This is a genomic window from Rhodopila sp., from assembly GCF_035548235.1.
GTDB lineage: Bacteria > Pseudomonadota > Alphaproteobacteria > Acetobacterales > Acetobacteraceae > Rhodopila.
This window is the reverse complement of the sequence record NZ_DASZTJ010000127.1, coordinates 28,781-48,629: the sequence shown is the minus strand read 5'-3', so window position 1 is coordinate 48,629 and position 19,849 is coordinate 28,781. Positions and strand designations below refer to the sequence as shown.

Here is a 19,849-nt window from a genome sequence, read left to right as displayed (position 1 = left end):
GAATTCCCGCTGCCGGTGTTCGAGTCGATGGTCCGCGACGGCGTGGTGAACGAGGCGATGACGCTGGCGACCTTCGGCCTGCTGCGCCTGAAGGGACTTCTGTAGCGGCGTTCCGTATGGACGGGTGCCGAAGCGGCTGCGCCATGGACGGGTGCCGACGCGGCTGCGGCCCGCTCAGGCGGCGTAGCGGCTTTCCGGCACGTCCAGGCCCAGGTTGTCCCGCAGCGTCGTTCCGGCGTATTCGTGCCGGAACAGGCCCCGATCCTGCAACTCCGGCACCACCAGGTCGACGAAGTCGTCCAGCCCGCCGGGCAGCGTTGCGGGATGCACCAGGAACCCGTCGGCGCCGTGACCCTCGAACCACGCCTGCATCTCGTCGGCGATGCTGGTCGGCGTCCCGACCAGGGTCCGCTGCCCGCGTGCGCCGGCGAAGCGAAGATAGAGCTGGCGGATGGTCAGCTTTTCCTCCCGCGCCCAGGCCAGGACGTTGTTGAAGGACGTCTGGCCGGCGTTGGAGCTCTGCTTCTGCACCGCGTCCGGCAGCGGGCCGTCCAGGTCGTAGCCGCGCAGGTCGAACTTGCCCAGCGCATAGGACAGCACCTCCAGCCCGACATCCGGATGGATCAGCGAATTCAGGTGCTCGTGCTTGTCCCGGGCCTCGGCCATCGTCTTGCCGACGATGGGATTGAGGCCGGGCATGATCTTCAACTGGTCGGGCCGGCGGCCGAACTTGTCCATGCGGCCCTTGAGGTCGCGATAGAACGCCTGCGCGCCACCCAGCGTGTGTTGCGGCGTGAACACGCCCTCGGCCGTCTGCGCCGCCAGCTCGCGGCCCGCTTCCGACGATCCGGCCTGGAAGATGACCGGCCGGCCCTGCGGAGACCGTGCGACGTTCAGCGGCCCCTTGACCGAGAAGTATTTCCCTTTGTGGTTCAGCTCGTGCAGCTTCTCGGGATCGTAATAAAGCGCGGTGGCCCGGTCGCGGATGAAGGCGTCGGGGTCCCAGCTATCCCACAGGCCGAACACGACATCGGTGAACTCCACGGCGCGGTCGTAGCGGGCGTCGTGCTCGTAATGCGCCTCGCGGCCGAAGTTGAACGCTTCCGACTGGTTCGATGACGTCACGACATTCCAGCCGGCCCGCCCGCCGCTGATCAGGTCGAGCGAGGCGAATTTGCGGGCGATGTGATACGGCTCGTTATAGCTGGTGGTGGCCGTGGCGCACAGGCCGAGATGTTTCGTCAGCGGTGCGATCGCCGACAGCAGCGTCAGCGGATCGAAATACGCCATGTATTGCGGCCAGCGGCGCAAGGCGACCTGGTTGCCGTCCCGCGTCGCGACGGCGTCGGCCAGGAACATCAGGTCGAACTTGCCGCGCTCCGCCGTCCGCGCCAGCTCCGCGTAGTGCCGGAAATTCGTTCCGGCATCGATCTGCGCACTTTCGTCCAGCCACGACGCGACATGGTTCCCGGTGGGATGAAAGAACGCCCCCAGCTTCAGTTGCTCGTCGACCCGTTCCCGTCTCATGCGGCCATCTCCGTGATCGCGCTGCGTCCGACCAGGGCGCCGCCGCGCAGGGCGCCCGGCCGCGTGTCGCCCCATTGCACCGCATGCCCGTCCGGCAGGCGCCGGCTGAACGGCGGCGACAGCCAGACGCGCAGCAGCACGCGCGACCGGCCGGAGGCTTCGTCGTTCTTGAACGCGGTACGGCCGTGATAGGTCACGTGCTGGGTCATGAACTGCATCGCGCCCGGTTCGAACGGCGCGAACAGGCAGACCTCCTCGCCGATCTCGTGCAGCAGGTCCATCGCGGCGTTCTGCTCCTCGGTCAGCGGCGGAACGCCCGCGACCTCCTGCGCCTGGTTGATATAGGTGCGCGAATACTGGCTGGTGAAACCGCCATCCGCCGCCCGGGCGAACACCGGCATGGGGAAGACGCGGTCGGGGCGGTCGCCTTCCTCGTCCTCGGGGCGCATGCGCCAGAACGGCTGGTAGAAGACGTTCAGCAGGTCGGGGCGCCGGCGCGCCATCTCGTTGTGGATGGTCACGCTGGAAACGATCTTCGAGACGCCGCCGTCGATCGCGTTGCCGGCGCAGAGCAGGCTCAGCAGGTCGCATTTGTCGGTGTGGAACCGCAGCGCGCCGGTGGACCGCGCGACGGTGCGCGCCGAGATCAGCTTGTCCTTGCCGCTGTTGTAGTCCAGGGCGGCGCCGGTGCCGGTCTCATCCTTCACCGCCCCCAGGGTTTCGCCCGCCGATGTCTGGTAGACCGGGATCCCCAGATTGACGCAAAAACCCCAGAAGATGCGCTTGAGCTCGTCCTGCGTGTAGCGCTCGACCGGCAGCCCGACCAGCCGTACCGCACCCGGCCCGCGCTCAAGCTGCTCCGCCATCCAGCCGAACAGCGGCTTCAATTCGGGGACGGAGAACGCCGAAGGCCCGAAACCGGGGCAGGGGTGGCGAAAGGACGCCTCCGCCGCCCGCTCCAGCGCCGCGATCTCCCGCGGTTGCAACGCTCGGCCCCAGGCTTCGGAGGCTTCCAGCTCCGTCGCCCGCCACGCGGCCCTGGTTTCGATAGGAGCAAGCAGGTCCATCGTTCCGATCCCTTTCACGCTGGCATGCGGCTGAGGAAACGCTCCACGCGCTCCGGCGCCTTGTCTCCGAAGAAGCTGGCGGCCGAGGCCCGATGCGCCACCTGGCCGCCATCCATGAACACGACGTGGTCCGCGACCCGGCGGGCGAAGCCAAGCTCGTGCGTCACGACGACGCTGGTCATGCCGGTCTCCGCCAGGTCCTGCATCACGGCCAGGACTTCGCCGACCATTTCGGGGTCGAGCGCGCTGGTCGGCTCGTCGTACAGCATCAGCGCCGGCTCCATCGCCAAGGCGCGCGCGATGGCGACGCGCTGCTGCTGGCCGCCGGATAGTTCGTCGGGAAACGAGTCCGCCTTGTCCGGCAGATGCACCCTGTCCAGCAGCGTCCGCGCCTGTTCGCGTGCCCGGTCCGGCGATACGTTCCGAACCCGGATCGGCGCAAGGGCGATGTTGTCCAGCGCCGATAGATGCTGGAACAGCTCGAAATTCTGGAACACCATGCCGATCCGTTGGCGCACCTTGGCGACCTGCCCGCGTGGCGTGTTGGCGATCTCCGTCCCGTCGAAGACGATGCTGCCCGAGCTGACGGGTTCCAGCAAGTTCAGGCAGCGCAGCAGGGTGGACTTGCCGGAGCCGGAGGGGCCCAGCAGCACCAGGCACTCGCCCTGGCGCACCGTCAGGCTCACGTCGCGCAGCACCTCCACGCCGTCGAAGCTCTTCCAGATCGAGGCAGCGTCCAGCAGCACGGTCATCGCACGGCCTGCGCGACCAGGGCGCCGCTTCGCCGGCCGGGGCGGCGGGACAGCGCGCGTTCCAGCCAGGACTGCGCCAGCATGAAGACCGTGGTCAGCGCCAGGTAATAGATGCCGGCCGCCGTCAGCGTCTCGATATAGCGGAAATTCGCCGATGCCGTCTGGTCGGCGGTCAGCAGCAGTTCCTGCACGCCGATCACCGAGACCAGGGCGGATAGTTTCAGCATGCCGATGAACTGGTTTCCGATCGGCGGGATCACGATGCGCAGGGCTTGCGGCAGCACCACCCACCGCATGATCTGTCCCTCCTCCAGCCCCAGCGCGCGTGCGGCCACCCGCTGGCCGCGGCCGACGGCGTGGATGCCGGCGCGCATGATCTCCGCCATGTAGGCCCCTTCGTTCAATCCCAGCGCGAGCACGGCGCATGCGGTCCCCGGCAGCACCAGTCCGAACGCCGGCAGGACGTTGAAGGCGAAGACCAGTTGCAACAGCACCGGCGTCCCGCGGAACAGCCAAAGATAGGCCAGCACCAGGTGCCGTATCACGCGAAACGGGGCCTCCTGCCCGATGGCCAGCGCCAGGCCCACGACCATGCCCAGCAGCAGCGACGCCAGGCTGATCCACAGCGTCGTCCAGGCTGCCCCGGCGAAGTCGAAGCTCAGCAGGTAGTGCAGCAGCAGCGAGGGCGAGAGCACGCTCAGAACGCGGAACTCCCGGCCGGCAGGTTCCATTTGGCCAGCAGCTTCGCATAGGTCCCGTCCGCGACCACCGCCTTGACCGCCTTGTCGATCGCGTCGAGCAGCGCCGTGTTGCCCTTCAGCACCGCGATGCCGATCTTGGTGTCGGTCGCATAGGCCGGGCCGCCGTTGGCGTAGCTGCCGGGGGTTTCCGATTCCAGGGCCGCCGCCGTCGGGGTCGAAACGATGATCGCATCGGTGCGGCCTTCCTTCAGCGCCAGCGCGCAGGTCGTCGTGCCGGGAAGCGCAAGCTGGATCAGCGCCGGCTTGCCGGCGGCCTTGCAATCGGCGTTCACCTTGTTGGCCGCCTGCTCGAACACCGTGCCCACCGGGGCAGCGACGCGGTGTCCGCACAACGCCATCGGCCCGTCGATCTTCAGCGGGTTGCCGTCCTTCACGACGATCTGGTTGCCGACCAGGATATAGGGAACGAAATCGGCCACCTGCAGTCGTTCCGGGTTGATGTACATCCCGCTGATGATCGCATCGATCCGCTTGCCCATCAGTGCCGGCACCAGGCCCTTGAACTCGAAGCTCTGGACGTCAGGCTTCACGTTCATCGTCTTCGACACCGCCTCCAGGAAATCCAGGTCGAAGCCGGCGGGCTTGCCGTCCTTCACGAACTCGAACGGCGGGAAGGTCGCGGCCAGGCCCCAGACGACGGTGCCCGGCGTGATCGTTCCCGGCGTGACCGTTCCCGGTGTGGTCGTTCCGGGTGTGGTCGTTCCTTGGGCGCGCGCGGCGATCGGTGCGAGGAACAGCATGGCCGCGACGAGAAAGCGGATCATCGGATATCTCCAAAGCCTGTCGGCATCGAAGCAAGCCCCATGCCGTCACGCCAGCCGCAGCGGCGCGCGGCCGTATTCGTTGCCGGCTTCGACCAGCCGCGCGAGCGCGCGCAGGAATGCCTCCCGCTCATCGTCCGGCAGGGCCTCGATGGTGCGGACATGGGCGCGGCGCGCCGGTGCCTCGATGCGGGACAGCAGGTCCAGGCCTTCCGGCGTCAGGCTGACATGCTTGACGCGCCGATCCGTGGCGCCCGACGTCCGGACCAGCAGCGCGCGCGCTTCCAGCCGCGCAACGACGTTGGCCAGGGTGGTGCGGTCGACGCCGACTTCGTTGCCAAGCCGTGCCTGGTCCAATCCCGGCTGCGCGGCGGCGACGGACATGATGCTGAACTGCACCGGCGTCACGTTGAAGGCCGCGCATTCCTCGGCGAACATCGCCTGGTGGATCTGGTGCAGGCGGCGGATCAGGAAGCCGGGGCGGTTGGACAGGTCCCAGGCGGTCGGCGCTGCGGTTTCGTAACGATCAGCCATCCGATCCCTTCATCCACCGCTTCATCGTTTGCCACAGCACGCGGAGCATCAGCCGCAGCCCGCCGCCGGCCGCCGGCGGCGCCTGGCCGCGCAGCCGCGCGTCCAGGTTCCGGGCGACCTGCGCGGCGATCTCGGCGGCGAAGACTTCGACGACGGGGCCGCGGCTGAATTGCGCCAGCGGACCGCGCAGGTCGTAGGTGATCGCCAGCCGCAGGACGGTGGCCGACGGGCCGTCCGGTTCGGCGGTGAACGCCGCCTCGCCGGTCAGCCGCGTGCCGCCGCGCGCGTCGCGTCCTTCGCCGACGACGCGGCCGGATCGGGTGGCCTGGTCGAAGCTCAGCGTCGCCTGGCCGGCGAAGCGGGCGGTGATGGGACCCAGGCTGGCCTGCATCTCGCCGGAGACGCGGTCGCCGTCGATCGCGACGACGCGTGCGCCGGGGATGCAGGCGGCGATCAGGGCGGGATCCTGGATGGAGACCCAGACGGCCTCGACCGGCTGGGCGATCCGCAGCACCGGATGCAGGCCGTCTCCGCGTGGTGCCCCGGTCCGCGCCGGGACGCCAGGCTTCGCGGCCGGCACGGCGCCGGGCGCAGCGAACCCCCCGGTCACCGGCGCCGACACGGCGCCTGCCCCGGTCACCGGCGCCGGCACGGCGCCTGAAAGCGACGATGCGGGGACGGCGTCCGGCGGAGCGGCCGCATCCGTCACGGACGCCGGCACGGCATCCGGGTGCGACACCGCGGCCCCCGCCCGCGACGGAGCGACCGCCTCGGTGGCGCCCGCCTCCATCACCCGCCGGATCGCGCGCACGATGCCGTTGTAGCCGGTGCAGCGGCAGAGGTTGCCGGCCAGTTCCAGGCGGATGCGATCCTCATCGGCGTCCGGCAGCCGGCGGACGATGTCGCGTGCGGTGACCAGCATGCCGGGGGTGCAGTAGCCGCATTGCAGCGCATGTTCGGCGGTGAACGCGGCGCGCAGGGCAACGCCGAGCGGATCGTCGGCCAGGGCCTCGACGGTGCGGATGTCGGCGCCGTCGCACAGGGCGGCGAAAGTCAGGCAGGACCGCGCCGGCTCGTCGTTCAGCAGGATCGTGCAGGCGCCGCACACGCCGTGCTCGCAGCCGATATGGGTGCCGGTCAGCAGCAGGGTTTCACGCAGGAAATCCGCCAGGTGGGTCCTCGGCTCGACGTCGGCCGAGACGCGGCGCCCGTTGACCGCCATGCTGACCTGGGTCATCGGCCGGCCTCCGCCCCAGCCCCAGCCCCAGCCCCAGTCCCAGTCCCAGCCATCGCCAGCGCTCGGCGGAAAGCGACCACCTGCATCTGCCGGCCCATCGGATCGAGCCCGCTGGCCTCCAGCGCCGTGCGCGCGGTGGCTTCGGACAGGTCCGGCAGCAGGATGGGGGCGCCGCCGACGGCGCCGATGACGCCGCGGCGGACGGCGCCGTCGATCAGGACGGCCGCCATCGCGTGGGCGAACTCCCCGGGCTTGCGGCAGGCCTTGTAGTAGCCCCAGCGCGACCCCGCGGACGGTTTGGGGATGCGGACCGCCTGGACCAGTTCGCCCTTGTCCAGCGCGACCCGGAACGCGCCGGCGATGAAGCCGGGCAGGGCGGCCGTGCGGGTCCCCGCCGGTCCGGCGACGACGACGGAGGCGCCCAGGGCCGACAGCACCGTGGGCCAGTCGGCCGCCGGGTCGGCGTGGCACAGGCTGCCGCCGATCGTGCCGCGGTTGCGGATCGCGCGATAGGCGATGCCCTCGGCGACCCGCGCCAGGATGCCGCCCGGCAGGTCGGGGGTGCGGCCGTCGGCGATGGCGGCATGGGTGGTCCCCGCGCCCAGCGTGATCGTCTCCACCGTCTCCGACGCGCCCGCGAGTTCGGGCAGCGTGCCGACGGCGACCAAGGTTTCCGGCCGCGCCAGCCGCAGGTTCAGCATGGGAGCCAACGACTGGCCGCCGGCGATCACGCGGGCCTCCGGCGCCCGCAGCGCGGCCAGCGCGTCGGCCAGCGTGGTTGGGCGGACCAGGGTGAAATCCGCCGCCTTCACGTCAGGACGTTCCCGACGGGAGCGTTCCCCAAGGGGATCTTCGCCGCCAGCAGCGCTTCCAGCACCCGGTGCGGCGTGATCGGCAACCGGTCCACCCGCGCGCCCAGGGGCCGCAGCGCGTCGTTCACCGCATTGGCGACGGCGGCCGGCGGCCCGATCGCGCCGCCTTCGCCGATGCCTTTCTGGCCGAACTCGGTATAGGGCGAGGGCGTTTCCATGTGGTCGATGCGCAGCATCGGCACCTCGGTCGCGCCGGGCAGCATGTAGTCGGCCAGCGTGGTCGCCAGAGGCTGGCCGTTGGCGTCGAACGGCATCTCTTCGTACAGCGCGGTGCCGATACCCTGGGCGACGCCGCCGATCACCTGGCCGTCGACGATCATCGGATTGACCAGGACGCCGCCATCCTCGCAGATCGCGTAGTCCAAAATGCGGACCTCGCCCATCTCGGTGTCGACCGAGACGACCGCCGCGTGCGCCGCGTAGCTGAACGTGCCGGTGTCGCGCGTGGTGCGATAGCCGCTGGTGACCTCCAGCCCCCCGGCGGAGACATCGGGCGGCAGTTCCTGGGGGCGCAGGTACCAGGTCCGGGCGACATCGGCGACCGGTATGCTCGCCTGACCCGAAACGACGCAGCCGCCTTGGACCAATGCCTGGTCCGGGGGCACCTGCAGCAGATGCGCGCCGATCCGCCGGATGCGCTCCGCCAGGTCCTTGCAGGCGGTCGCCACCGCGCCGCCGGCCATGACCATGCAGCGCGAGCCCCAGGTGCCGGTGGAATAGGGCGTCATGCCGGTATCGCCGTGCAGCACCCGGATCCGCTCGATATCCACGCCCAGCACCTGATGGGCGACCTGGGCCAGCGTCGTCTCCAGCCCCTGGCCGTGCGACTGGATGCCCACCCGCACCTCCAGCCCGCCATCGGGGGTCAGCCGAGCGACGGCCTGCTCGTAGCCGGGGACCATGGGGATGCCCCAGCCGTAATAGACCGAGGTGCCGTGCGCGGCCTGCTCGCAGAAGATCGACACGCCCAGGCCGATGCGGACGGGTCCGGTGGCCTCGGCCTGCCGCCTGCGCACCGACGGCACGTCGATGGCGGCGACCACGCGGCGCAGGCATGCGGGATAGTCGCCGCTGTCGAAATGCTTGTTGGTGATGTTGTCGAACGGCATCCGCTCCGGCGGCACCAGGTTGCGCAGCCGGACCTCGTACGGCTCCTGCCCCACGGCGGCGGCGATGTCGTCGACGATGCTCTCGATCGCGTAGCACACGCCGGCGCGCGCGACGCCGCGATAGGGCACGATGCCCGGCTTGTTGGTCGCCGCCGACCAGGTCTGGCAGCGGAACGCCTCCATCATGTAGGGGCCGGGCAGGATGCTGCCGACCTGCGCCGCCTCCAGGCAGGCGGAGAACGGATAGATCGAGTAGGCGCCGGAATCGACCGTCGCCTGGCAGTCCACCGCCAGCAGCCGCCCGTCCGCGTCGGCATAGGCGGTGATGTCGTAGTCGTGCTCCCGGCAGTTCGCATTGCCGGCAAGCTGCTCGCGCCGGTCCTCGATCCAGCGGACCGGATGGCCGAGATGGCGGGCGAGGAAGCCCGCCACCACCTCCTCGGGCAGCAGGATGCCCTTGTAGCCGAAGCCGCCGCCGACATCGGGGGCGATGATGCGGACCTGGTCCTCCTTCAGCCCCAGGCAGCCGGCGAGGCCGGTGCGGACGATATGCGGCATCTGCGTCGAGGTATGCAGGGCCAACTGCTCCAGCCGCCGGTCCCATTCGGCCACCACGCCGCGGCCTTCCATCGGCGACATGCATTGCCGCGCCGTGCGCAGGTGCCGCCGCACCGTGACGGCGGCTCGGGCTCGGATGGCGGACAAGTCCGCCTCGGTGCGGGTTTCCAGGAAGACGTTGTCGGTCCAGTGGTCGTGCACCCGCGGCGCGCCGGGCCGGCGGGCGTCGAGCATGTCGGTGACGGCGGGCCGTTCCTCGATCTCGACCTCGACCTGCTCCGCCAGGTCCTCGGCGGCGGCGCGCGTGGGGGCGATGCAGACGGCGATGGCCTCGCCGACATGGCGCACCTTGCCCTCGGCCAAGGCGGGCTGGGCCGAAGGCTTGAAGCCTGGCAGGCCGGAGTTGGCGACGATCGGGCTGACGCCGGCCAGGTCGGCGGCGGTGAAGACGGCGTGTTCGGCGCCCGGGGCCTTGCGGACGGCCCGCAGGATGCCATGCGCCACCGGGCTGCGGACGAAGGCGAGTTCCTGCATGCCCGCCAGGCGGATATCGCCGACGAAGACGCCCTTGCCGCGCAGGTAGCGGTCGTCCTCCTTGCGCGGCACGCGCCGGCCGACCCCACTGCCCGTTGCTTCGATCACGTCCATCCGTCCGTCCTTATCCGTCCCCCTGTCGGTCCCTTGCTCGTCCCTTGTCCGTCCCCTGTCCGCCCCCTGTCGGTCCCTTGTTCGTCCCCTGTCCGCCCCTTGTCCGCCCCTTGTCCGCCCCTTGGGGGGGGAAATCCGGTCCGGTGTTTGCTTGCAACTGCCGTGCTAGGGCGGAAGCCGGGGATCGATCGACAGTATACTGACGATTTCCCCGGCAGATGATCGGGTTTTAGGCAAGGGGAGGGCGGAGATGCTGCAGACGATTCCGGCGCGCCGCGGCAAGGCGGCGGCGGTGGCGAAAGGCCAGCGGGTGAAGGTCATCAACACCCATGGCGCGCAGGTGGTCGACACCTGGGCGTTCAACCGCGCCGACATGACGGAGTTCATGTCGATGGAGCACACCCGCGCCAGCAGCCGCCACATCATCCCGCGGATCGGCGACGCGATGCTGACCAATCATCGCCGCCCGATCCTGACGGTGCTGGAAGACACCGCCGGCGGCATCCACGACACGCTGATGGCGGCCTGCGACATTTACCGGTATCAGGAACTCGGTCATGACGGATATCATGACAACTGCACCGACAACCTTGCCGCCGGACTGAAGGAGCTGGGCTTGACACCGCCCGAAACGCCAAGCCCGTTCAACCTGTTCATGAACATCCCCTGGACGACGGAAGGCAACCTGTCCTTCGATGCGCCCGTCGGCACGCCGGGCTGCCATATCGTCCTGCGCGCGGAGCTGGACCTGGTCATCGCCTTCTCCGCCTGTCCGCAGGACATCCTGCCGATCAACGGCGCGGCGTGCCGGCCGACCGAAGCGCATTTCGAGATCGTGGACTGACGCGCCATGGACGGTTCGACGATGACCGATCTCGACCTGACGCTGTCGTTGCTGCGGCAACTACGCCCCTCGGACGTCGAGACGACCATGCTGCCCGCCGCCTGCTACACCTCCGACGCGTTCTTCGAGTGGGAGCGGCGGGAAGTTCTCGCCAGGCAATGGCACTGCGTCGGCCGAGCGGAGGAGATCCCGGAAACCGGGGACTGCCTGGGCACCGAGATCGCCGGGGAGCCCGTGGTGGTGGCGCGCGGGCGGGACGGGCAGATCCGCGCGCTCAGCCGCGTCTGCCAGCATCGCGGCCAGGTCATCCCGTGCGCCCCGAAGCAGAGCTGCAAAGGCTTCATCTGTCCGCTGCATCAATGGAGCTACGGCCTGGACGGACAGCTTGTCGGCGCCCCCCGCATGGGCGATCGCAACGTCGTGCTGCTGCTGCGCGAATCCGTCCGGCTGCCCAGCCTGCCCATCATGCTGTGGCACGGGTTCATCTTCGTTTCGTTGGATACGAATGTGCCGCCGCCGGCGTTGGAGAAGGTCGAGCCGTTCTGGGACGGCTACGACGAACCGCACATGAAGGCCGTGCCGCCCGTCGTCTCCGACCAGACGCTGCCGTGGAACTGGAAGACGCATGTGGAGAACTTCACGGATGCCTATCATCCCGAGTTCGTGCATCGCGGCACGCATGATTTCGCCCCCAGCGTTCTCGGGGATGGCGGCGTGCGGTTCACCGAGATGGCGCCCGGCGACGCGGCGATCCTGCGCAGCGTGCCCCTGCTGGCGCCCGATGGCGGGATGATGCGCGACGGCTGGGGGCCGGAGGCGATGTTTCCCGCGATCCCGACCCTGTCCGACTGGCAGCGCGGCCACCTGACCTTCGTGATGATCCCGCCCAGCATGACGCTGATCTTCGCCCCCGGCGTCATCGCCTATGCGCTGATCCGTCCCACCGGCGCGGCGACGACGCTGGCGGCGAACGACCGTGTCACCGGCGGCGGCTGGATCCTGCCCAAGACCACGCTGTCGCTGCCGGATTTCGCGGAGCGGGCGGCGCAGGTCCGGGAAGGCGGGGCGAAGATCTGGGCGCAGGACGTGCCGGTCAACCTGGCGATGCAGGCGGGCAAGTCGTCCCGCTTCCTGCCGGCGGGGATCTACGGGCCGCTGGAGCGGACGCTGCAGCAGTTCAACCAATGGCTTCTGCAGGCCTACCACAAGGCGCTGGGCATCAGCTTGGGCGGCGACGGGTGCCGGCCCGTCGAGGCGGCGTCTTCCCCGGCCCCTGGCACGAGACTTGCTCGCCTGTGACCAGGCTCGCAGCAAGGAAACCGGTCATGCCGACACGCCGCACGATCCTGAAGGCCGCCGCCCTGAACGCAGCGGCCCTGAACGCAGCGGCCCTGGCCACGGCGGAGTTGGCGGCGCCGTTCGTGATCCCGAACCTGTCCCGCGCGGCGGCGCTGCGGACGGTGAAGCTGACATTGCCCTGGGTGGCGGAGGGATCGAACGCCTATGCCTTCGTCGCCAAGGCCAACGGCTATTGGTCCGACGCCGGCCTGGACGTGCAGATCAGCCGCGGCTACGGGTCGGTCGCGGCGGCGCAGGCGGTCGGCTCGAAGCAGTTCGATTTCGGCCTCGCGGCGGCATCGACCGGCATCCAGGCGGCGTCGAAAGGCCTGCCGACGGTCTGCATCGCCAACGCGGGCTATGACGCGACCATGGCGGTCGCGGTGCTGGGGGATTCGCCGGTCCGCAAAGTCTCGGACCTGGCGGGCAAATCTCTCGGCGGCACCGTCAACTCCGGCGAATATCCGTTCCTGCCGGCCTTCGCGAAGAGTTCCGGCCTGGACCTTTCCACCGTCAAGCTGGTGACGGTCGATCCCAACGTGCGCCAGCGCATCCTGCTGGAGCGCAAGGTCGACGCGATCTGCGGGTTCGCCGTGTCCATGGCGCCGCTGTTCGTCGCCAACAACACGCCGATCCGGTTCTTCCCGTACAGCAAGGCCGGCCTGACCTTCTACAACAACGCGCTGCTGACCCGGCCCGAGGTGCTGAAGGCCGAACCGGACCTGTGCAAGGCGATGGCCGAGGGCATCATGAAGGCCGCCCGTTTCTGCCTGCTGCAGCCGGACGAGGCGGTGAAGCTGTTCCTGAAGCAAGTGCCGGAAGCGGCGCTGGCGGCGAACGGTCCGAAGCAGATCGCGACCGGCCTGGGAATCTTCCGCATGACGATGATCGCGGCGCCCGCGAAGCAGCACGGGATCGGCTGGTCGGAGTTGGACGGCTACGGCGCGATGACGGACCTGGTGATGAAATACCTCGGCGGTCCGGACGACAAGAAGCCCGATCCCGCCTCGCTGTTCACCAATGAATTCGTCGGCGGCGTCAAGCTGACGCCCGACGAGTGGACCAAGGCCGACCAGCAGGTGAAGGAGTACCGCGATTACTTCGCCTGACCCCGCCGAATGCATCCGCGCCGACAATGCGTGGAAGATCTTCGACACCGCCAACGGGCCGGTGGAGGCGGTGGCGGGCGTGTCCTTCTCGGTCCGGCGCGGCGAGTTCGTCGCCATCCTGGGGCCGTCGGGCTGCGGCAAGTCGACGCTGCTGATGATGTGCGGCGGCCTGGAGTCGATTTCACGCGGAACCATCACGATCGATGGCGCGCCGGTGACCGGGCCGCGCACCACCACCGGGATCATGTTCCAGGAAAGCACGCTGCTGCCGTGGAAGACGGTCCTGGACAACGTCATGTTCCCGATCGGCATCCTGCAGCGGCCGCGCAAGGACTACCTGCCGCGCGCACGCCAGTTGCTGAGCCTGGTCGGGCTGGACGGTTTCGAAAGCCACAAGCCGCACCAGCTTTCCGGCGGCATGCGGCAGCGCGCGGCGATCTGCCGAGCGCTGGTGTACGATCCGGATATCCTGCTGATGGATGAGCCGTTTTCGGCGCTGGATGCGATCACGCGCGACGAGATGAACGACGCGCTGCTGGATATCTGGGACCGCTACACCAAGACCGCGCTGTTCGTGACGCACTCGATCCGGGAAGCGGTCTACCTGGCGGACCGGGTGCTGGTGATGCACCGGCGCCCCGCGACGGTGGTGGCCGACATCCGCGTGCCCCTGCCGCGTCCGCGCGATCCGTCCGTCGGCGAGACGGCGGTGTTCAACGAACTCTGCGGCGAGCTTCGCGGCATGATCGAGCATTCGCACCGCGCCGCCCGTCCGGCCGCCGCGCATGTCTGACGCAATCGGGCCCGGCGCAATAGGGCCCGACGGAATCGGGTCTGGCGCAATCAGGCCCGACGGAATCAGAAAGGAACGGGCGCTGGCCGTCGTCCTGCCGGTGGCCACCGCGATCGTCCTGCTGGTCGTCTGGCAGGCGGCGACGCGGATCTGGTCGATCCAGCCGGTCATCCTGCCCGCGCCGACGGACGTCCTGCACCAACTGGCCATCGCCTGGCCCGACCTGCTGCGGGAGTCCGTCTATACCGGCGTCGAATCGTTCGCGGCCTGCGCCCTGTCGGCCGTGCTGGGCGGCGGCGTGGCGGCGATGCTGGCGTCTTCGCCGCTGCTGCGCGACATCCTCTATCCGAACCTTGTCGCGTTCCAGCTTATCCCGAAGATCGCGCTGGCGCCGCTGTTCGTCATCTGGCTGGGCATCGATGCGCCGTCGCGGCTGACGTTTTCCGTCTTCATCAGCTTCTTCCCGGTCGCCATCGGCACGCTGACCGGGCTTTTGGACACCAATCCGAACGTCATCCGCCTGTGCCGGTCGCTGACCGCGACGCGCAGCCAGATCTTCCGGCAGGTCCAAGTCCCCTACGCCTTGCCGTTCTTCTTCAGCGGCCTGAAAGTCGCCGCCACGCTGTCGGTGATCGGCATCATCATCGGTGAGTTCATCTCATCCAAGCGCGGCATCGGCAGCTACATCCTGCTCGCTGGATCCCGAGCGGAAACTGCGAGGATTTTTGCGGCGTTGTTGGTGCTGTGCGTGATCGGTCTCGCGCAATACGGCGTCATCGCGTACCTGGAAACCCGCGTGCGCAAGGCGTGGCGGGGATGACACTCTCACGGAGGCCTCTTCATGACTGATTATGACATCGTTCTGAAAGGCGGGCGGGTCATCGACCCGGCGACGGACACGGATGCGATCCTGGACGTCGCGGTGGCCGACGGAAAGATCGCCGCCGTCGGGCCCGACCTGGCCGCCGGACCCAAGACGACGGTGACGGACGTCAAGGGCATGGTCGTCACGCCGGGCCTGATCGACACCCATGCCCACATCTATGAGCATGTCACCGGCGATTTCGGCCTGAACGCCGACCTGGTCGGCGTCCGCGGCGGGGTGACGACGGTGGTGGACCAGGGCGGCGCCTCCGCGCTGACCTTTGCCGGGTTCAAGCAGTTCGTCGCCGCGCCGGCGCAGTCCCGGGTGCTTGCTTTCATTTCGACCTATCTCGCGGGCGGCCTGCTGGGCCACAAATACGTCGACCTCTACGGCCCCACCGGCATCAACGTCGCCGCGATCGTCAAGACCGCGCGGGAAAACCTCGACCTGGTCAAGGGGATCAAGGCGCATGCCGAACCGGGCGGGTTCTCCCGCTGGGGGATCGAGGCGCTGAAGATGGCGAAGCAGGCCAGCCGCGAGCTTGGGCTGCCGGTCTATGTGCACCTGGGCACGCTCTGGCCGCAGAAGGAAGGCACCAGCGTCGATCCGCAGACGATCATCGAGCAGGTGGTGCCGCTGCTGGACGCCGGCGACGTGCTGGCGCATCCGTTCACGCGCTACCCGTCCGGGTTCGTGTCCGCCGACGGAACGATCCACCCGCTGGTGCACGAGGCGCTGGCCAAGGGCGTCACCATCGATGTCGGCCGCGGCGCGCATTTCAGCTTCGACAACGCCCGCGCGGTGATCGGCGCCGGCATCCTGCCGACGACGCTGGGCGCCGACCTGCACGGCTACAACATCAAGTTCCCCGACGGCGGCCGCTGGTATCGCGGCATGTTCACCGACACGGAAGAGATGGAACCGCCCGAGGACGCGTCCCTGCCGTTCTCCACCCCCTATGGCATCCACCACACGATGTCGGAGCTGATGGCGCTGGGCGTGCCGCTGCCCAAGGTCGTTGCAATGGCAACGTCCAACGCCGCGAAGCTGCTGCGGATGGAAGACACGATCGGCGCGCTGAAGCCCGGCATGGACGCGGATGTCTCGATCTTCCGGGTGCTGGAAGGCGAGTGGACGCTGCGGGACTCGAACGGTGTTGCAGTCGTCACGCACCAGCTTCTGCATCCGGAAAACGTCGTGCGTGCCGGCAAGGTGGTGACCGCCGACAGCCCGCTGCTGCCGGACCTGCAGCAACTCGCCGCCTGACGCCCGGTGTCGGTCAGCCAGCCGATCGCCGCTGCCCGCCCCGCCCCGAACCCCGCTCGGTTGCCGGGTTGGGCGCGGTCGGTGCCGTGGCGGCGGATCGTGCTGCCGCTGGCCTTCGCCGCCGCGGCGCTGCTGGCCTGGCAGGTGCTGACGGTGCGGCTGGCGGTGTCGCCGATGCTGCTGGTGCCGCCCAGCGACGTCTGGGCGATCCTGGACCAGGCCTGGCCGATCCTGCTGGCCCAGACCTGGCCGACGCTGGTCGACACGGTCGTGGGCTTCCTGATGGCGGCCGGCCTGGGCATCGTCCTGGGCGGCGCGCTGGTCATGTCGCGCCGGGTGGAGCAGGCGATCTGGCCGCATGTCCTGACCTTCCAACTGATCCCGAAAGTCGCGGTCGCGCCGCTGTTCATCATCTGGTTCGGGATGGGACCCGGCTCCCGCCTCGCGTTCGCGGTGTTCCTCTCGTTCTTTCCGATCGCGGTCTCGGCGGCGACGGGCTTCCGGGCGGCGGACCGCAACGCGATCCGGCTGTGCGAGTCGCTGACGGCGAGCCGGTGGCAGGCCTTCCTGCGCGTCCGCCTGCCGTACGCGATCCCGCACATCTTCACCGGCTTGAAGGTCGGCGCGACCGCGGCGATCATCGGCGTGGTGATCGGCGAGTTCGTCACCGCGCAGGAAGGGCTGGGCTACATCATCATGTTCGCATCCTCGGGCGCGCAGACGGCGCTGACCTTCGCGGCGATCGGCCTGCTGTGCGTCGTCGGCCTGCTGGTCTACGGCGCGGTGGCGCTGGGCGAATACCTGGTGCGGCGCTGGTACGGCGCGCCGATCGAAAGCAGCGGCTTCCTGTGACGCGCCCCGTGACACGCCCCGTGACACGCCTTTGCGACGCCGAGGCGGTGCAACCGGGCCGCGCGACCCTGGTGTGGCTGTCGCAGACGTCGTCCGTCATCCTGTTGCGGCAGACGGACGGTGCCATCATCGGCTACCGCAACGCCTGTCCGCACATGGGCATCGAACTGGACTGGGAGCCGGCGCGGCTGCTGACCCGCGACGCCCGCTTCCTCCGCTGCACCGGCCACCATGCGTTGTTCGAGCTGGAAACGGGCGTCTGCACGCAAGGTCCGTGTGAGGGGGACCGGCTGACGCGGGTCCCGCTTCGGGTGGAGGAAGGGGGCGTCTGGATGGAAGGGTGAGGACGCCTTCCGGTCCTCGTTCACCCCACGAACGCGCCGCCGTTCACGTCCAGGATCGCGCCGGACATGTAGCTGGCCGCCGCGGTGCAGAGGAACGCGATCGGCCAGGCCAGTTCCTCCGCCCGGCCGATGCGGCCCATGGGCAGGGTCGGGCCCAGGGTGAAGCCGCGCGTCATCGGCGTCTCCACCGGCCCCGGCGCGACCGCGTTCACCAGCACCCCGCGCCCGACGGCGTTGCGCGACAGCCATTTGACCAGCGTGTGCACGCCGCCCTTGGACGCCGCATAGTCCGGCGGCGTCGTCGGGGAGGTGCCGCCCGTCCGGCCCGCGACCGAACCGACCAGCACCAGGTTGCCTCCGCCATGCGCCGCCATGTGGTCGATCGCCGCCGCCCCGAGTTGCAGCGGCACCCGGACGTTCACGTCCATGACGCGGTGGAACCGTTCGTGCCATTTCTCATCCTCCCGCCACGGCCGGGCGTTGATGATCCCGGCGCAATGGGCGACGGCCTGGAGCGGAGCGCCTGAGAACAGTCCGGCCAGGAACGCGTCGTCCGTCAGGTCGCCTTCCACCGCCTCGCAGCCGCTCCCCAGCTCGGACTTCACCGCGGCGAGGTCGGACCGGTCGGTGATCAGAAGCTGGGCCCCCATGCTTTTCAGCACCGAGGCGGCCGCGCGGCCGATCCCGCTGGCGGCGCCGGTCAGCAGGACGCGCTTGCCGTCCAGGGACAAGGGTTGCGGCAAAGGGATCATCGGTGGTTCCTCCTGTTATGCGGGCCCCTGGGTATGGGCCTCCTGGGTATAGTCCCCTGGGTATAGGCCCCTGGGTATAGGCCCCTGGGTATAGTCCCCGGCAACGGTCTTGGACGACCGGGCGTTATCGGCCGTCGCACGCGGCCGCCGAAGCATCGCGCGTGCGTGCAACCCTGTCCATGACGACGCCGTTTGCGGTTCTGATTGACCTTGCGCATCCCCATCCATAGCTTCGCGCCATGTCCGATACAGTCCGCAACAGTGAGCCGGCCACACTGCCGAAGGCCTGGCCGTTCGAGGAAGCGCGCAAGGTCGCCCAGCGTCTTCAGGCGTCCGGCAAGGATCATGCCTTGTTCGAAACCGGCTATGGCCCCTCCGGCCTGCCGCATATCGGCACGTTCGGGGAGGTCGCCCGGACCTCTTGGGTGCGCAAGGCGTTCACCGACCTGACGGGCAAGCCGTCGAAGCTGCTGGCGTTCAGCGACGACATGGACGGGCTGCGCAAGGTCCCCGACAACATCCCGAACCGGCCGATGCTGGCGCCGTTCCTCGGCAAGCCGCTGACGCAGATCCCCGACCCGTTCGGCACCCATGACAGCTTCGGCGCGCACAACAACGCAAGGCTGCGCGCGTTCCTCGACTCGTTCGGGTTCGAATACGAGTTCGCGTCCTCCACCGACTACTACAAGGCCGGGCGCTTCGACGCCGCGCTGGTGCGGATCCTGGCATGCTACGACGCGGTCATGGCGGTGATCCTGCCGACCCTGGGGGCGGAGCGGAAGGCGACCTATTCGCCGATCCTGCCGATCCACCCGGTGAGCGGCATCGTGATGCAGGTGCCGATGAAGGCGATCGATGCGGCCGCCGGCACGGTCACGTGGGACGATCCGGCGACGGGGGAGACGTTCACCACGTCGGTCAAGGGCGGCCATGCCAAGCTGCAGTGGAAGGCCGACTGGGCGATGCGGTGGTACGCCCTCGGCGTCGATTACGAGATGTCGGGCAAGGACCTGATCGATTCGGTGAAGCTGTCGTCCAGGATCTGCCGCATCCTGGGCGCCCCGCCGCCCGAGACCTTCACGTATGAGCTGTTCCTGGACAAGGACGGCCAGAAGATCAGCAAGTCCAAGGGCAACGGCCTGTCGGTCGACGAATGGCTGACCTACGCCCCGCCCGAATCCCTGGCACAGTTCATGTACAACCAGCCGCAGCGGGCCAAGCGGCTCTATTTCGACGTGATCCCCCGCGCGGTGGACGAGTACGGGGCCAACCTCGACAAGCTGCTGGCGCAGCCGGACGCCGAGAAGCCGGCCAACCCGGCCTGGCACATCCATGCCGGCCGCGCGCCGAACCACGGCCCCAGCCCGGTGCCGTTCACCATGCTGCTGAACCTCGCCAGCGTCGTGAACGCCGAACAGCCGGAGATCCTGTGGGGCTTCCTCCGCCGCTACGTCCCCGGCGCCAGTCCCGAAACGCAGCCCTTCCTGGCAAAGCTGGTGGATCGCGCGATCGCCTATTACCGGGACTTCGTGCGGCCCGAGAAGCACTACCGCGATCCCACCCCGATGGAGCGGGAGGCGCTTGCCGACCTGGCGGACACGCTGGCGGGCATCGACGACAGCTCGGCCGAGGCCATCCAGAACGTCGTCTTCGAGGTCGGCAAGCGCCACCCGTTCCCCGATCTCCGCTCCTGGTTCGGCGCCTTGTACCAAATCCTTCTGGGTCAGCAGGAGGGACCGCGCTTCGGCGGCTTCGTGGCGCTGTACGGCGTGGCGGAGACCATCGCGCTGATCCGTTCGGCGCTGGCCCGCAAGGCGGACGCGGCCTGACCATGACCAGTCCCGATCGAGGGGGCAACCG

Annotated in this window: 19 protein-coding genes; 9 read left to right on the top strand and 10 right to left on the bottom strand. The window is 69.1% G+C overall.

Annotation, left to right across the window (positions count from 1 at the left end):
* Positions 1–174: 174 nt before the first annotated feature.
* Genes VHB27_RS11425 through VHB27_RS11385 form a run of 9 tightly spaced genes read right to left on the bottom strand, consistent with a single transcriptional unit; the run spans position 175 to position 9,826 of the window.
* Entirely contained in the window at positions 175–1,527 is a 1,353-nt protein-coding gene (locus VHB27_RS11425) for an LLM class flavin-dependent oxidoreductase (RefSeq protein ID WP_325600405.1), read from the bottom strand.
* Positions 1,524–2,594, bottom strand: a complete 1,071-nt coding sequence (locus VHB27_RS11420) for a TauD/TfdA family dioxygenase (RefSeq protein WP_325600403.1) — start codon at positions 2,592–2,594, stop codon at positions 1,524–1,526. Before VHB27_RS11420 ends, VHB27_RS11425 begins: the two co-directional genes overlap by 4 nt.
* A 14-nt stretch (positions 2,595–2,608) precedes the next feature.
* Positions 2,609–3,337: an amino acid ABC transporter ATP-binding protein gene (locus VHB27_RS11415; RefSeq protein WP_408903991.1), complete on the bottom strand. Its 729-nt coding sequence runs from the start codon at positions 3,335–3,337 to the stop codon at positions 2,609–2,611.
* A gap of 5 nt (positions 3,338–3,342) precedes the next feature.
* Positions 3,343–4,077 (bottom strand): amino acid ABC transporter permease, encoded by a 735-nt coding sequence (locus tag VHB27_RS11410; RefSeq protein WP_325600399.1) that lies wholly within the window; start codon positions 4,075–4,077, stop codon positions 3,343–3,345.
* Positions 4,044–4,871: an ABC transporter substrate-binding protein gene (locus VHB27_RS11405; RefSeq protein ID WP_325600397.1), complete on the bottom strand. Its 828-nt coding sequence runs from the start codon at positions 4,869–4,871 to the stop codon at positions 4,044–4,046. The genes VHB27_RS11410 and VHB27_RS11405 overlap by 34 nt, the downstream gene beginning before the upstream one ends.
* Before the next feature lie 45 nt (positions 4,872–4,916).
* Positions 4,917–5,402: a MarR family winged helix-turn-helix transcriptional regulator gene (locus tag VHB27_RS11400; protein WP_325600395.1), complete on the bottom strand. Its 486-nt coding sequence runs from the start codon at positions 5,400–5,402 to the stop codon at positions 4,917–4,919.
* On the bottom strand, positions 5,395–6,639 hold the full coding sequence (locus VHB27_RS11395; protein ID WP_325600393.1) for a 2Fe-2S iron-sulfur cluster-binding protein: 1,245 nt from the start codon (positions 6,637–6,639) through the stop codon (positions 5,395–5,397). The genes VHB27_RS11400 and VHB27_RS11395 overlap by 8 nt, the downstream gene beginning before the upstream one ends.
* The gene (locus VHB27_RS11390) at positions 6,636–7,451 is read right to left on the bottom strand and encodes an FAD binding domain-containing protein (protein ID WP_325600391.1); all 816 of its coding nucleotides are present in this window, start codon (positions 7,449–7,451) and stop codon (positions 6,636–6,638) included. The genes VHB27_RS11395 and VHB27_RS11390 overlap by 4 nt, the downstream gene beginning before the upstream one ends.
* On the bottom strand, positions 7,448–9,826 hold the full coding sequence (locus VHB27_RS11385) for a xanthine dehydrogenase family protein molybdopterin-binding subunit (protein ID WP_325600389.1): 2,379 nt from the start codon (positions 9,824–9,826) through the stop codon (positions 7,448–7,450). The genes VHB27_RS11390 and VHB27_RS11385 overlap by 4 nt, the downstream gene beginning before the upstream one ends.
* Before the next feature lie 250 nt (positions 9,827–10,076).
* Here VHB27_RS11385 and VHB27_RS11380 point away from each other — a divergent pair, with 250 nt between their 5' ends.
* From VHB27_RS11380 to VHB27_RS11345, 8 genes are all read left to right on the top strand, one after another.
* The gene (locus VHB27_RS11380) at positions 10,077–10,670 is read left to right on the top strand and encodes an urea carboxylase-associated family protein (RefSeq protein WP_325600387.1); all 594 of its coding nucleotides are present in this window, start codon (positions 10,077–10,079) and stop codon (positions 10,668–10,670) included.
* A 6-nt stretch (positions 10,671–10,676) separates the two neighbouring features.
* Entirely contained in the window at positions 10,677–11,969 is a 1,293-nt protein-coding gene (locus VHB27_RS11375; RefSeq protein WP_325600385.1) for an aromatic ring-hydroxylating oxygenase subunit alpha, read from the top strand.
* A 26-nt stretch (positions 11,970–11,995) separates the two neighbouring features.
* Positions 11,996–13,117, top strand: a complete 1,122-nt coding sequence (locus VHB27_RS11370; RefSeq protein WP_325600383.1) for an ABC transporter substrate-binding protein — start codon at positions 11,996–11,998, stop codon at positions 13,115–13,117.
* A 79-nt stretch (positions 13,118–13,196) separates the two neighbouring features.
* Positions 13,197–13,910 carry an ABC transporter ATP-binding protein gene (locus VHB27_RS11365; RefSeq protein WP_325600381.1) on the top strand — a complete coding sequence of 238 codons (714 nt, stop codon included), beginning with the start codon at positions 13,197–13,199 and terminating at the stop codon, positions 13,908–13,910.
* Positions 13,911–14,010: 100 nt separating this feature from the next.
* Positions 14,011–14,730 (top strand): ABC transporter permease, encoded by a 720-nt coding sequence (locus tag VHB27_RS11360; protein ID WP_325600379.1) that lies wholly within the window; start codon positions 14,011–14,013, stop codon positions 14,728–14,730.
* A 21-nt stretch (positions 14,731–14,751) separates the two neighbouring features.
* Positions 14,752–16,041 carry an amidohydrolase/deacetylase family metallohydrolase gene (locus tag VHB27_RS11355; RefSeq protein WP_325600377.1) on the top strand — a complete coding sequence of 430 codons (1,290 nt, stop codon included), beginning with the start codon at positions 14,752–14,754 and terminating at the stop codon, positions 16,039–16,041.
* Positions 16,042–16,047: 6 nt separating this feature from the next.
* Positions 16,048–16,893, top strand: a complete 846-nt coding sequence (locus VHB27_RS11350; protein ID WP_325600375.1) for an ABC transporter permease — start codon at positions 16,048–16,050, stop codon at positions 16,891–16,893.
* A 20-nt stretch (positions 16,894–16,913) separates the two neighbouring features.
* On the top strand, positions 16,914–17,237 hold the full coding sequence (locus tag VHB27_RS11345) for a Rieske (2Fe-2S) protein (protein ID WP_325600373.1): 324 nt from the start codon (positions 16,914–16,916) through the stop codon (positions 17,235–17,237).
* Positions 17,238–17,257: 20 nt separating this feature from the next.
* On the opposite strand, the gene VHB27_RS11340 is transcribed toward VHB27_RS11345, so the two are convergent.
* Entirely contained in the window at positions 17,258–17,989 is a 732-nt protein-coding gene (locus VHB27_RS11340) for an SDR family NAD(P)-dependent oxidoreductase (protein ID WP_325600370.1), read from the bottom strand.
* 239 nt (positions 17,990–18,228) lie between these two features.
* Here VHB27_RS11340 and VHB27_RS11335 point away from each other — a divergent pair, with 239 nt between their 5' ends.
* On the top strand, positions 18,229–19,818 hold the full coding sequence (locus VHB27_RS11335) for a lysine--tRNA ligase (protein WP_325600368.1): 1,590 nt from the start codon (positions 18,229–18,231) through the stop codon (positions 19,816–19,818).
* Positions 19,819–19,849: the final 31 nt, after the last annotated feature.